Source organism: Georgenia wutianyii (genome assembly GCF_006349365.1).
In the GTDB taxonomy this organism is placed as follows: domain Bacteria; phylum Actinomycetota; class Actinomycetes; order Actinomycetales; family Actinomycetaceae; genus Oceanitalea; species Oceanitalea wutianyii.
On the sequence record NZ_CP040899.1, the window covers coordinates 2759534 to 2772237 of the forward strand.

Annotated in this window: 14 protein-coding genes; 1 reads left to right on the forward strand and 13 read right to left on the reverse strand. The window is 72.5% G+C overall.

Annotated features, from left to right (window positions below; genetic code table 11):
* Positions 1-30 precede the first annotated feature (30 nt).
* The 9 genes from FE251_RS12180 to FE251_RS12220 form a co-directional block, all read right to left on the reverse strand.
* On the reverse strand, positions 31-924 hold the full coding sequence (locus FE251_RS12180) for a F0F1 ATP synthase subunit gamma (protein WP_139072972.1): 894 nt from the start codon (positions 922-924) through the stop codon (positions 31-33).
* Between the two features lie 3 nt (positions 925-927).
* Positions 928-2562, reverse strand: coding sequence for a F0F1 ATP synthase subunit alpha (gene atpA, locus FE251_RS12185; protein ID WP_139072971.1), 1635 nt, complete (start codon positions 2560-2562; stop codon positions 928-930).
* A 61-nt stretch (positions 2563-2623) separates the two neighbouring features.
* Positions 2624-3436, reverse strand: coding sequence for a F0F1 ATP synthase subunit delta (locus tag FE251_RS12190; RefSeq protein ID WP_139072970.1), 813 nt, complete (start codon positions 3434-3436; stop codon positions 2624-2626).
* Positions 3436-4011, reverse strand: a complete 576-nt coding sequence (locus FE251_RS12195) for a F0F1 ATP synthase subunit B (RefSeq protein ID WP_139072969.1) — start codon at positions 4009-4011, stop codon at positions 3436-3438. The genes FE251_RS12190 and FE251_RS12195 overlap by 1 nt, the downstream gene beginning before the upstream one ends.
* Positions 4011-4214 (reverse strand): ATP synthase F0 subunit C, encoded by a 204-nt coding sequence (atpE, locus tag FE251_RS12200; protein WP_110851925.1) that lies wholly within the window; start codon positions 4212-4214, stop codon positions 4011-4013. Before atpE ends, FE251_RS12195 begins: the two co-directional genes overlap by 1 nt.
* Before the next feature lie 91 nt (positions 4215-4305).
* Positions 4306-5109 carry a F0F1 ATP synthase subunit A gene (gene atpB, locus FE251_RS12205; RefSeq protein WP_230976422.1) on the reverse strand — a complete coding sequence of 268 codons (804 nt, stop codon included), beginning with the start codon at positions 5107-5109 and terminating at the stop codon, positions 4306-4308.
* A gap of 229 nt (positions 5110-5338) precedes the next feature.
* On the reverse strand, positions 5339-5785 hold the full coding sequence (locus FE251_RS12210) for a hypothetical protein (RefSeq protein WP_139948932.1): 447 nt from the start codon (positions 5783-5785) through the stop codon (positions 5339-5341).
* The gene (locus FE251_RS12215; RefSeq protein ID WP_139072967.1) at positions 5782-6897 is read right to left on the reverse strand and encodes an MraY family glycosyltransferase; all 1116 of its coding nucleotides are present in this window, start codon (positions 6895-6897) and stop codon (positions 5782-5784) included. The genes FE251_RS12210 and FE251_RS12215 overlap by 4 nt, the downstream gene beginning before the upstream one ends.
* Positions 6894-7586, reverse strand: a complete 693-nt coding sequence (locus FE251_RS12220; RefSeq protein WP_230976635.1) for an L-threonylcarbamoyladenylate synthase — start codon at positions 7584-7586, stop codon at positions 6894-6896. The genes FE251_RS12215 and FE251_RS12220 overlap by 4 nt, the downstream gene beginning before the upstream one ends.
* 56 nt (positions 7587-7642) lie before the next feature.
* On the opposite strand from FE251_RS12220, the gene FE251_RS12225 reads away from it, so the two are divergent.
* Positions 7643-8014: a VanZ family protein gene (locus FE251_RS12225; protein WP_139072965.1), complete on the forward strand. Its 372-nt coding sequence runs from the start codon at positions 7643-7645 to the stop codon at positions 8012-8014.
* Here the strand turns inward: FE251_RS12225 and prmC are convergent.
* From prmC to rho, 4 genes are all read right to left on the reverse strand, one after another.
* Complete coding sequence (prmC, locus tag FE251_RS12230; protein ID WP_179954757.1) at positions 7968-8807, reverse strand: peptide chain release factor N(5)-glutamine methyltransferase; 840 nt, start codon at positions 8805-8807, stop codon at positions 7968-7970. The two genes, FE251_RS12225 and prmC, sit on opposite strands and share 47 nt — an antisense overlap.
* A gap of 189 nt (positions 8808-8996) precedes the next feature.
* Positions 8997-10094: a peptide chain release factor 1 gene (gene prfA, locus FE251_RS12235; protein ID WP_269144715.1), complete on the reverse strand. Its 1098-nt coding sequence runs from the start codon at positions 10092-10094 to the stop codon at positions 8997-8999.
* 79 nt (positions 10095-10173) lie between these two features.
* Entirely contained in the window at positions 10174-10383 is a 210-nt protein-coding gene (gene rpmE / locus FE251_RS12240) for a 50S ribosomal protein L31 (RefSeq protein WP_139072963.1), read from the reverse strand.
* A 112-nt stretch (positions 10384-10495) separates the two neighbouring features.
* A complete protein-coding gene (rho, locus tag FE251_RS12245) occupies positions 10496-12478 on the reverse strand; it encodes a transcription termination factor Rho (protein WP_139948935.1) in 1983 nt (660 codons plus the stop codon).
* Positions 12479-12704: the final 226 nt, after the last annotated feature.

Genomic DNA, 12704 nt, shown 5'->3' on the forward strand with positions numbered 1-12704 from the left:
GCTGTGACGGCACTGGGGTCAGGACGCACGTCAGCTCGCCGCCAGTGCGTCGGCTCCCGAGACGATCTCGGTGAGCTCCTGGGTGATCTCGGCCTGTCGTGCCGTGTTCGCCAACCGGGTGTAGGTCCCGATGAGCTCGTCGGCGTTCTCGACGGCGGTGTGCATGGCGCGCTGCCGGCTGGCCAGCTCGGAGGCGGCGGCCTGCAGCAGCGCGTTGTAGATGCGGCTGCGCACGTACAGCGGCAGCAGCTGGTCGAGGACGGCCTCGGCGGAGGGCTCGAACTCGTACAGCGGCAGCGGCTTGGCGCCCGGCTCGGCGACACCGTCGACGACCTCGAGCGGCAGCATGCGCCGCACGAACGGCTCCTGGCTGACCATCGAGACGAACTTGGTGAAGACGATGTGGAGCTCGCCCACCCCGCCCTCGTCGGCCGGGGCGAGGAACGCCTTGAGCACGACGTCGGCGATCTCCTTGGCCAGGGAGGCGTCGGGCTTGTCCGACTGCCCCTCCCAGCTGTCGACGACGCGGCGCCCGCGGAAGGAGTAGAAGCCGATCCCGCGACGTCCGACGACGTAGAGGTCGATCTCCTTGCCCTGCTCGGTGAGCCGGTCGATGAGCTGGTCCGCCGCCCGCAGCACGCTGGCGGTGTAGGAGCCGGCCATGCCGCGGTCCGCCGTGAGGACGAGCACCGCCACGCGGTTGGTGTCCGTGCGCTCCTGGAGCAGCGGGTGCCCGGTGTGGGCGTGCGCCGCGACGGCGGAGGTCGCCCGCGTCAGGGCCAGGGCGTACGGGCTGGCCTTGGTGGCCTGGTCCCGGGCGCGCCCGATCCGCGACGCGGCGATGAGCTCCATCGCGCGGAACATCTTCTTGAGCGTCTGCGTCGAGCGGATCCGCTGCTTGTAGACGCGCTGCTGAGCACCCAAGGCTCAGCCCCGCTTCTCGGCGACGATCTGCTCCTGCTCGGTCTCGACCAGCGGGTCGGCCTCGGGAGCGGCGGGCTCGGAGGACAGCGTCCCGTCCCCGGCGAGGAAGCCCTTGCGGAAGTCCTCGACGCCGGCGCGCAGCGCCTCCTCGGTCTCCTTCTCGAGCTTGCCCGTCGTCGCGAGCGTCTGGAGGACGTCGGTCGTGCGGCGCAGGTGGTCGAGCATCTCGCTCTCGAAGCGGCGGACCTCGTTGGTCTCGACGTCGTCGAGGTAGCCGTTGGTGCCCGCCCAGATCGAGGCGATCTGGTCCTCCACCGCGTACGGGGAGTACTGCGGCTGCTTGAGGAGCTCCATGAGCTTCTCGCCGCGGGTGAGCTGCTGGCGCGTCGTCGGGTCGAGGTCCGAGGCGAACATCGCGAAGGCCGCCATCGAGCGGTACTGCGCGAGGGTGATCTTCAGCGTGCCGGAGACCTTCTTCATCGCCTTGACCTGAGCGTCACCACCGACGCGGGACACCGAGATGCCGACGTCGACGGCGGGGCGCTGGTCGGCGTTGAACAGGTCGGACTGGAGGAAGATCTGTCCGTCGGTGATCGAGATGACGTTCGTCGGGATGTACGCCGACACGTCGTTCGCCTTGGTCTCGATGATCGGCAGGCCGGTCATCGAGCCCGCACCCAGCGCGTCGGAGAGCTTGGCACAGCGCTCGAGCAGCCGGGAGTGGAGGTAGAAGACGTCACCCGGGTAGGCCTCACGGCCCGGCGGGCGGCGCAGGAGGAGCGACACGGCGCGGTAGGCCTCGGCCTGCTTGGACAGGTCGTCGAAGACGATGAGGACGTGCTTGCCCTGGTACATCCAGTGCTGGCCGATGGCCGAGCCGGTGTAGGGGGCGATGTACTTGAAGCCGGCCGGGTCGGAGGCGGGAGCCGCGACGATCGTCGTGTACTCCAGCGCGCCGGCGGCCTCGAGGCGTCCGCGGACCGACGCGATGGTCGAGCCCTTCTGGCCGATGGCGACGTAGATGCAGCGGACCTGCTTGTCGGGGTCGCCGCTGTCCCAGTTCGCCTTCTGGTTGAGGATCGTGTCCACGGCGATGGCCGTCTTGCCGGTGCCGCGGTCGCCGATGATGAGCTGACGCTGGCCACGGCCGATCGGGATCATCGAGTCGATGGCCTTGATGCCGGTCTGGAGCGGCTCGTGCACGCTCTTTCGCGCCATGACGCCGGGCGCCTGGAGCTCCAGGGCGCGGGTGGTCTCGGCGTTGATCGGGCCCAGGCCGTCGATCGGCCGGCCGGTCGGGTCGACGACGCGGCCGAGGAACTCCTCGCCCACGGGGGTGGAGAGCACCTCGCCGGTGCGGTGCACCGTCTGGCCCTCCTCGATGCCGGTGAACTCACCGAGCACGATGACGCCGATGTCGCGCACGTCGAGGTTGAGCGCGAGGCCCAGGGTGCCGTCCTCGAAGCGCAGCAGCTCGTTCGCCATCGTCCCGGGCAGTCCCTCGACCCGCGCGATGCCGTCACCGGCGACGGTGACGCGACCGACCTCCTCACCCACCGCCTCGGTCGGCTGGTAGGAGTCGACGAAGCTGTCCAGCGCCGCCCTGATCTCCTCGGGCTTGATCGTCAGCTCGGCCATTGAAGTTCCTTCTCCTTGGCGACCGGGTGGTCGCGTCTCGTCTGTGGTGCGGGTGTCGGGGTCAGCCGGCGAACCGGCGTCGGGCGTCCTGGAGGCGGGCGAGCGTCGTGCCGTCGATGACCTCGGCGCCGACCTGGATCCGCATGCCGCCGATCACCGCGGGGTCCACCCCGACGTTGATCTGGACGGAACGGCCGTACGCGCCCTCCAGGATGCGGCCCAGCCGGGCCTCCTGCTCCTGGGTGAGCGGCGCGGCCGCGGTCACTCCTGCCACCAACCGGTCACGGCGGGCGGCGGCGAGCTCACCGACGTGGCGCAGGGCGCTGATGAGCGAGCCCGCCCACGGCGTCGTGACCATCCGGTGGACCAGCAGCCGGGTCTCCGGGCTCGCGGCGGCGATGAGGGAGTCGAGCAGTGCCGCACGCCGCTGCGGGTCGACGTCCCGCTCGGCGAGCGCGGCCCGCAGCTCACGGCTGGAGGCGAGCAGCCGCTCGGTGTGGAACAGCTCCTCCTCCACCTCGAGCAGCGCGTCGCGCGACTGCGCGGCGGAGAGCACCGACGCTGCGGCGAGCTCCTCGACCGCGAGGCCGAGGTCCTCCTCCCGCGACCAGCGGGAGCGGACCATGCCGGCGAGCAGGTCGACGACCTCGGGGGCGACCTTGCCGTCGAAGAGCGCGCCGACGAGGCGCGCCTTGGCGTCCCCGGTGCGCCCGGGGTCGGTCAGCGCCCTGCGCAGGGAACCGGAGCCCGCGAGGGCGTCGGCCACCTCGTAGAGCTGGGAACCGAGCTCACGCCCGCGCTCCCCGGCCTCCCGCAGGGAGACCTCCCACCGCTCGCTCGCCGCGGACAGCGCGGCCTGGCTGCTCGCTCGCATCACGCCTCCGTCGCTCCGCCGACCTTCTGCGGAGCCTGGTCGGTCTGCGCCTCGAGCTCGTCGAGGAACCGGTCGATGACCCGCTGACGACGCTGCTCGTCGGCGAGGGACTCCCCGACGATGCGCTCGGCGAGGGTCGTGGCCAGCACACCGATGTCGGTGCGCAGGGTCGTGGCGGCCTGCTGACGCTCGGCCTCGATCTGGCGCTTGGCGCTGTCGAGGATCCGCTCCGCCTCGGTGTGGGCCTTGGCCTTGACGTCCGCGGCGATGACCTTGGCGTCGTCGGCGGCCTGCTCGCGAACGCGAGCCGCCTCGACACGCGCCTCGACGAGCTCGCGCTCGATCTCGGCACGCAGCGCCTCGGCCTCGGCCCGGGCGTTCTCGCCGGCCTTGAGGCCGCCCTCGATCTTCTCGGTGCGCTCGTCGAGGATGCGCGTGAAGACCGGAAGGATCTTCTTGACGAAGAAGAAGGCGATGATCGCGGTGCAGACCAGCGACCAGATGATGTCGTAGTCCGCCGGCAGGAGCGGGTTCTGTCCCTCCCCCGCCGCCCGGACCAGGGCCGTGGGCAGCATCAGAACACGAAGCCCGCGGCGAAGCCGATCAGGCCGAGCGCCTCGACGAGGGCCGCACCGATGAACATGTTGACGCGCAGCGGACCGGCGACCTCAGGCTGACGAGCCGTGGCCTCCTGGGTCTTCGCGACGAGCAGGCCCAGACCGATACCGGGGCCGATCGTCGCAAGGCCGTATCCGATGGTGGCGATGTCGCCGGTCAGTTCCACAGGGTGTTCCTTCCATTGGGGGTACCGGGCCCGCGCCCGGCACGTCTGGCTGGTGGCTCCGTCAGGTGACCGAGCCGGGACAAGGTCAGTGCGCTTCCTCGGACAGCTGGATGTAGACCGCCGTGAGGAGGGTGAAGATGAAGGCCTGCAGGGCCGCGATGAAGATCTCGAAGATCGTGAACGCGAGGCCCGCTGCAAACGTGACGCCGCCGAGCACCTTGAAGGTGCCGGCCGCCTCGAAGAAGAGGTAGTGGGTCGCCCCGAAGCACAGCACGAGGAGCAGGTGGCCCACGAGCATGTTGGCCAGGAGACGGATCGTCAGGGTGATCGGCCGCAGGATGAACGTCGAGAGGAACTCGATCGGCGTGAGGATCACGTAGAGGAACTTCGGCACCCCGGGCGGGAAGAGCGAGGACTTGAGGAAGCCCCCGGCGCCCTGGGAGCGCACGCCCGCGACGATGAAGCCGACGTAGGCGATGGCCGCGAAGACGAGCGGCACGCCGATGACCGAGGAGCCCGCGATGTTGAGGAGCGGGATGACACCGGTGATGTTCATGGCGAAGACGCCGAAGAAGATCACGGTGAGCAGCGCGGTGGCGCGCCGTCCGCTCTCCTTGCCCAGGACCTCCTCGGCGATGTTCACACGGACGAAGTCGAGGGCCATCTCGATCGCGCCCTGGAAGCGGCCCGGGACGAGCCGGGCGCGGCGGGCAGCGAGCCAGAACACCGTGACGATGAGGATCGTGGCGACGACGCGCACGAGCATGATCCGGTTGAACTCGAACGGCGTGCCCGCGAAGAGGATCGGACCGGGGAAGAACTCCCCCTGGAGCGTCGGGGCGTGGAAGCCCTCACCATCGCCCGCGGCGGTGATGATGCCTGCGGCCAAGGGGAGGAGGGGCGCAGCGGCAGACAGGACGAACCCCCAGAGCTGGTCGGGATTGCGGTGAAGGACCGCGATGTCGGGACTTGCCCCAGCCTAACGCACTCCCGCAGCGGGCTCCGCCAACCACGGCGCGGCCCGCGGCGTCCCGGACCTTCGTCCCGGCGGTGCGCGAGGGTGACGACGCGGCAGGCGCAGGGCGTCGCCGGGCCGGCCGGGAGTACGGAGTCGCCGGTCAGGCGCCCGGGACGTCCTTGTCCGCGCGAGCACCGGGGTCCACGTGCGGCACCCGCGACTGCAGCGCCGCTGACATCTCGATCGCCAGCGAGCCGAGGATCGCCAGGGCCAGTGTGACGAAGAACACGAGCGGGTCGTAGAAGTCGAGGTCGCGCACGATGAGGAGGACGACGAAGACGACGACGACCTTGGCCAGCCAGCTGCCGACGAGCGCCGCGCTCGCGACGTGCAGCGGCTTGTCCGCCGTCGCGAGCATGACGACCGAGGTCGTGAGGAGGAAGAACGCGGCCAGCCCGGTGCCGAGCACCCCGCCCCACAGGCCCTGCGACCCGGCCGCGAGGTAGCCGACGAGGCAGCCGCCGACGGCGAGGACCGCGAGGAGGAGGGCCATCCTGCGCAGCACCACGGTGAACATGGCGCGCAGGGGGGAGGGGGCGGTGGTCATACGGACTCCTTCTCGGAGGGAGGTGTGCGGCGCAGCCCGGGCAGCTTGCCGATGGTGACGAGGAGGGCGACGACGACGGCCACCGCGCTGACGACGAGGACGACGCGCCGGTCGAAGACGACGAGCGCCGCGGCGCTGAAGGAGATGACCGCCGTCCACAGGTACATGACGAGGACCGCGCGCCGGTGGCTGTGTCCCCACTCGAGCAGCCGGTGGTGCAGGTGCATCCGGTCGGCCTGGAAGGGCGACTGGCCGGCCCGCAGCCGCCGGGCGACGGCGAGGGTCATGTCGAGCAGCGGCAGGAGGAGGACGGCGACCGGCAGGATGATCGGGATGAACGCGGGCAGCACCTGACCGGCGGAGAACGTCGCCGGGTCGATCTGGCCGGTGACGGTGATGGCGGCCGCGGCGACGGTGAGGCCGAGGAACATCGAGCCGGAGTCGCCCATGAAGATGCGCGACGGGTGGAAGTTGTGCGGCAGGAAGCCGATGCACGTGCCGACGACGGCGGCGATCACCACCGCGGCGAGGCTGGAGTAGTCCCCGGGGGTCGCCTCGCGGGTGAGCAGGTAGGTGTAGCCGAAGAAGGCGAGGCCCCCGATGCCCACCATCCCTGCGGCGAGCCCGTCCAGACCGTCGACGAAGTTCACCGCGTTGATCGCGACGACGACGACGAGCACGGTCGCGACGAGGGAGAGCCGGGCCGACCCGATCGTGAGGCCGAAGACCGGGAAGGTGATGAGCTGGACGCCCTGCCAGGCGATGAGTCCCGCCGCCAGCACCTGGCCGGCGAGCTTGGTCATCCAGTCGAGGTCCCAGATGTCGTCGGCGACCCCGAGGAGGCTGACGAGCGCCGCGCCCCCGAGGATCGCCCAGGGCTGGGCGGTGCTGAAGACCCCCTCGAGGAAGGGGACGCGCGAGGCGAGGAGCAGCGCGACGGCGAAGCCGGCGAGCATCGCCAGGCCGCCGAGGCGCGGGGTCGGCGTCGTGTGCACGTCACGGGCCCGGACGGGGGTGAGCGCGTTCGTCGCCCTCGCCAGTCGCAGCGCGACGGGAGTGGCGAGGAACGTCACGACCGCCGCGACGAGCATGACGAGCAGGTAGACCCTCACGGACTCGCAGCACCGTCCTTCGCGTCCGGGGTCCCGGCGTCGCCCACCTCGCCGTCGGGCCCGACGATGCCGGGGACGACGGCGGCGAGCTCGGCGAGGCCCAGCGCCCCGGCCCGCACGATGCGCAGGGTGGGGCCGGTGGCGTCGACGATGGTCGAGGCCACTCCCCCGCGCGAGGGTCCGCCGTCGAGGTAGACGTCGACGCTGTCGCCCAGGGCGGTGGCCGCCTCGAGGACGGTCGTCGCCGCGGGGCGCCCGTGGCGGTTGGCGCTGGAGACCGCGAGCGGCCCGGTGCGGGTGAGGAGGGCGAGGGCGACCTCGTCGTCGGGCATGCGCAGCGCGACGGTGCCGCCGGTGTCCCCGAGGTCCCACGCGAGGGTGGGCTGGGCGCGGCAGATGATGGTGAGCGGCCCGGGCCAGAACGTCTCGACGAGCGTGGTGACGGCGGCGGGGACGTCGACGGCGAGGCCGGCGACGGTGGCCGGCGCCGGCACGAGGACCGGCGGCGGGCTCTGCCGGCCGCGGCCCTTGGCGGCGAGCAGGGCGGCGACGGCGTCGGGGTCGAAGGCCGAGGCGCCGATGCCGTAGACGGTGTCGGTCGGCAGGACGACGAGGCGCCCGCGGGACAGGGCGGTGGCCGCGGCGGCGACACCCTCGTCGCGGGTCTCGGCCTGGGTGCAGTCGTACACGCTCACGGGGAGGATCTTCCCACGGGCGGCGCCGCGGGGGTGACATCCTTGCAGTGATGCCCGTCCACCTCCGCCGCCTGCTCCTCGTCCTCGCGCTCCTGCTCCACCTCGCGGTGCTCTACGCGCCGCGGGTGCCGGCCACGGGGGCCGTCGGTGTCCCCGGGGCAGACAAGGTGGTCCACGTCGCGGTGTTCGCGCTCGTCGTCGCCCTCGCGCTGTGGTCCGCCCTCCCCGCCCGCTGGGTGGTGCCCCTCGCCCTGGCGCACGCGGTGGGCAGCGAGGTGGTGCAGCACGTGTTCCTCGCCGACCGGTCGGGCGACCCGTGGGACGTGGTCGCCGACATCCTCGGCGTGGGGCTGGGCTGGGTGGCCGGGGTGGCGCTCAGCCGTCGGAGCGCCGCGCGAGGACCATCCGGTCGCGTCCGCTGAGGTCGCGCAGGGTCCGGACGTCGACGAAGGCGCCGGTGGCCTCGGCGGCCGCACGGGCGGCGGCGGCCTGGACCTCGGCGTGCTCCATGACGACGGTGCCGCCGGGTCGCAGCAACCGCGCGGCCGAGCGCAGGACGGCCCGGGGCACCTCGAGCCCGTCCGGCCCGCCGCCGTAGAGCGCGAGGTCGGGGTCGTGGTCGCGCACCTCGGGGTCGCGGGGCACCGCGTCCGGGGGGACGTACGGCGGGTTGGAGACGACGACGTCGACCGTGCCGTCGAGCTCGGGCAGCGCCGTCGCGGCGTCCCCGGCGACGAGCGTCACCTGCGGGGCGAGGTCGGCGGCGTTGCGCCGGGCGACGGCGAGGGCGGCCTCGCTCAGCTCCACGCCCCACACCTGTGAGCCCGGCACCTCGGTGGCGACGGCGAGGGCGATGGCGCCCGAGCCGGTGCACAGGTCGACGACGCGCGGGGAGGGCGTGCGCCGGGCCGCGGTGATCGCCTCCTCGGCGACGAGCTCGGTCTCCGGGCGCACGACGAAGGCGCCCGGCGCGGCGGTGAGCCGCAGGTGGCGGAAGAACATCTCGCCGGTGAGGTGCTGAAGCGGCTCGCGCCGCGCGCGCCGCTCGACGAGGCCCGCGTAGGAGGTGAGCTCCTCGCGCGAGGGTGCACCGGCCGTGACGAGCAGGCCGCCGAGCACGTGCTCGGCGAGCAGCCGGGCGTCGACGTCGGGCGAGGGCACGCCGGCCTCGGCGAGCAGGGTGGTCGCCCCGCGCACCGCCTCGCGCCAGCTCACCGCCACAGCAGCCCCCCGCCCCACACCCGAGCGCCACCCCACTCCCGAGCGCCACCCCACTCCCCCGCGACAGCCGAGTTCCGCTCGACAGCCGACTTCCCCGCGACAGCCGAGTTCCGCGCGACAGCCGAGTTCCGCGCGACAGCGGAGTTCCCCACGGGCGCGAGCTCGACGCGGGAGCCGAGGCCCTCAGGCATTCGGGTCGGTGGCGGCGGCCAGGCGCTCGGCGGCCTCCAGCTCGACGGCCGAGCCGATGAGGGCGTCGAGGTCGCCGTCGAGCACGTGGTCGAGGTTGTAGGCCTTGAACCCGGTGCGGTGGTCCGCGATCCGGTTCTCCGGGTAGTTGTACGTCCGGATCCGCTCGGAACGGTCGACGGTGCGCACCTGGGAGCGGCGCGTCGCCGACGCCGCGGCCTGCGCCTCCTCCTGGCGGGCGGCGAGCAGCCGCGCCCGCAGGACGCGCAGGGCCGCCTCGCGGTTCTGCAGCTGGGACTTCTCGTTCTGCATCGACACGGTGATGCCCGTGGGCAGGTGCGTGATGCGCACGGCGGAGTCGGTCGTGTTGACGCTCTGCCCGCCGGGTCCCGACGAGCGGTAGACGTCGATGCGCAGGTCGTTCTGGTCGATCTCGACCTCGCCCGGGTCGTCCACCTCGGGCAGGACGAGGACGCCCGCCGCCGAGGTGTGGATGCGGCCCTGCGACTCGGTCACGGGCACGCGCTGCACCCGGTGGACGCCGCCCTCGTACTTCAGGCTCGCCCACACGCCGTCGGCCGGGTCCTGCAGCGAGCGGGACTTCACGGCGACCGCGACGTCCTTGTAGCCGCCGAGGTCGGACTCGGTCGCGCTGAGCAGCTGGGTGCTCCAGCCGCGCCGCTCCGCGAAGCGCAGGTACATGCGCAGGAGGTCGCCGGCGAAGAGCGCGGACTCCTGCCCGCCCTCCCCCGCCTTGATCTCGAGGATGACGTCGCGCCCGTCGTCGGGGTCGCGCGGGACGAGGACGCCGCGCAGGTGCTCGGCGGCGGCGTCGGCGGACTCGCGCAGCGCCGGCAGCTCGGCGGCGAAGGCGTCGTCCATCTCCGCGAGCTCGGCGGCGGCCTCGGCGTCGTCGGCCGCGCGGCGCCAGTCCTTGTAGGCGGCGACGACGCGCGTGAGCTCGGCGTACCGGCGACCGAGCCGCTTGGCCCGCCCGGCGTCCGCGTGGACCTCCGGGTCGGCGAGCTCCCGCTCGATCTGCGCGTGCTCGGCCAGCATCGGCTCGACGGCCGAGAAGTCCTCATGACTCACGCGTGCGCTCCCTTCTCACCGACCTGCAGGTGGGCAGACGACAGCGCCGGTGGGCTGACCCACCGGCGCTGACGAGGTCCTACTTCCGCTTGCCGTACCGCTGCTCGAAGCGCGCGACGCGGCCACCGGTGTCGAGGATCTTCTGCTTGCCCGTGTAGAACGGGTGGCAGGCGCTGCAGACGTCAGCGTTGATCTTGCCCTCGGTCGCGGTGGAGCGGGTCTCGAAGGTGTTCCCACAGGTGCACGTCACCGTGGTGGTGACGTACTCGGGGTGAATGCCCTGCTTCATGTGTGTCTCCTTGGTGTGCTTCACTCCCGGGTCGGCGCGCAACGCCCGCCGTGAACCGGAAGCCGACGGTCCAGTGTGCCAGAACGCCGCGGTGTCGGAAAATGTTCCGGGGTCAGTCGTTGCTCACACCCGGGGTGGTCTTCTGCACGGTGAGGAGGAACTCGGCGTTCGAGCTCGTCTCCCGCATCTTGCCGAGCAGCAGCTCGATCGCCTGCTGCTGGTCCAGGCCCCCCATGACCCGGCGCAGCTTCCACACGATCTTCAGCTCGTCCGGCGACATGAGCAGCTCCTCGCGGCGGGTGCCGGAGGCGTTGACGTCGACGGCCGGGAAGATGCGCCGGTCCGCGAGCGAGCGGGAGAGCCGCAGCTCCATGTTCCCGGTGCCCTTGAACTCCTCGAAGATCACCTCGTCCATCTTCGAGCCGGTCTCCACCAGCGCCGAGGCGACGATGGTGAGCGAGCCGCCGTTCTCGATGTTCCGCGCCGCGCCGAAGAACCGCTTCGGCGGGTAGAGCGCGGACGCGTCGACGCCGCCGGACAGGATCCGGCCCGACGCCGGCGCCGCGAGGTTGTAGGCGCGGGAGAGCCGGGTGATGGAGTCGAGGAGGACGACGACGTCCTGGCCCAGCTCGACGAGCCGCTTGGCACGCTCGATGGCGAGCTCGGCGACGATCGTGTGGTCGGACGCGGGGCGGTCGAAGGTCGAGGCGATGACCTCACCCTTGACCGTCCGCTCCATGTCGGTGACCTCTTCGGGCCGCTCGTCCACGAGCACGACCATGAGGTGGACCTCGGGGTTGTTGGTCGTGATCGCGTTGGCCATCTGCTGCATGATGATCGTCTTGCCCGCCTTGGGCGGGGCGACGATGAGGCCGCGCTGGCCCTTGCCGATGGGGGCGACGAGGTCGATGACCCGCTGGGTGAGCTTCTGCGGACCCGTCTCCAGGCGCAGGTGCTCCTCGGGGTAGAGCGGGGTGAGCTTGGCGAACTCCGGTCGGGTGCGCATGCGGTCCGCCGGGGCGCCGTTCACCGAGTCGAGGTGGACGAGCGCGTTGAACTTCTGGCGCTGCTGCTCGCCCTCCTGCGGCTGGCGCACGGCACCGGTGACGGCGTCGCCGCGGCGCAGGCCGTACTTCTTCACCTGGTTGAGCGAGACGTAGACGTCGTTGGGCCCGGGCAGGTAGCCGCTCGTGCGGACGAACGCGTAGCTCTCGAGGATGTCGAGGATGCCGGCGACGGGGAGCAGGACGTCGTCCTCGCTCACCTCCGGCTCCTCGAGCGCGGCGAGGTCGGAGCCCGTGCCGCGGCGCTTGCGGTTGCGGTCGCGGTTGCGACGCCGGCCGCTCCGGCCGGCCTCGCCGTCGAGGCGGCGGGCCTCGCCCCGCTCCTCGGCCTCGTCGCGCGGGGCGGGCAGCTCGATCGCCTCGAGCGCCTTGACGGCGCGCTCACGGTCGACCGGCTCGCGCTGCTGGCGCTCGGCCTCGGGCCGGCGCTCGCGGCGCGGCGCGCGCTCGGGGATCTCCGGCAGCGTGAGCTGCTCACCGGAGCGGGTCCGCTCGGCGCGGTCCTCGTCGGCGGGGGTCTCGGCCGGCCGCTCGCCGCGCGCGGGGCGCTCGGCGCGGGCCTGCTGCTCACCGTTGGCGGGCTGCTCGCCGCGGGTCCGCCGCTCACCACGGGCGGGCTGCTCACTGCGGGCAGGCTGCTCGCTGCGGGCGGGCTGCTCGCTGCGGGCGGGCTCCTCGCGGCGAGCGGGCTCCTCGGCACGAGCAGGGGCACCTGCCTCGGCGCCGGCCCGACGGGAGCGGCCGCGGCGCGAGGGGGCCTCGGAGGCGGGGGCCGCGTCTGCTGCGGGCTCGGGGGCGTCGGTCGCCGGCTCGGGCTTCGCGGCGCCGGCGCCGTTCTGCCCGGAGGTGGTGGACGACGCACCGCCGCTCCGCGCGTCGCGGATCGCGGTGACGAGGTCGCTCTTGCGCATGCGCGCGGTGCCCTTGAGCCCCATCTCGGCGGCCAGCGACTGGAGCTCGGCAAGGCGCATGGCGCTCAGCGAGCCACCGGATGCCTTGGGGGCGGCGGTGGCGTCAAGCTGTTCTGTCACGAGGTTCCTTCCCTCGGAAATCGGCCCGATCGGGGCCTGGTGAGTCCGGCGTCGATGCCGCCGGGATGTGTCCGCTCGACCATGACCGCAGCACGCGGTCTGGGATCGGGGGGTGGTACGCCGACTCGGTGAGGACACCCGCGGTGGGATCAGTCACGGTCGGAGCCCGGCCAGTGTAACAGCCGGCCTTTTCCGGGCACCCGGAACCCGCAGAACCCCGCTCTCG

Bases quoted from the DNA above. Each gene is read 5' to 3' on its own strand.
- atpA (WP_139072971.1), bottom strand. From the start codon at position 2,562: ATGGCCGAGCTGACGATCAAGCCCGAGGAGATCAGGGCGGCGCTGGAC.
- FE251_RS12190 (WP_139072970.1), bottom strand. From the start codon at position 3,436: ATGCGAGCGAGCAGCCAGGCCGCGCTGTCCGCGGCGAGCGAGCGGTGG.
- FE251_RS12195 (WP_139072969.1), bottom strand. From the start codon at position 4,011: ATGCTGCCCACGGCCCTGGTCCGGGCGGCGGGGGAGGGACAGAACCCG.
- FE251_RS12210 (WP_139948932.1), bottom strand. From the start codon at position 5,785: ATGACCACCGCCCCCTCCCCCCTGCGCGCCATGTTCACCGTGGTGCTG.
- FE251_RS12225 (WP_139072965.1), top strand. From the start codon at position 7,643: ATGCCCGTCCACCTCCGCCGCCTGCTCCTCGTCCTCGCGCTCCTGCTC.
- rpmE (WP_139072963.1), bottom strand. From the start codon at position 10,383: ATGAAGCAGGGCATTCACCCCGAGTACGTCACCACCACGGTGACGTGC.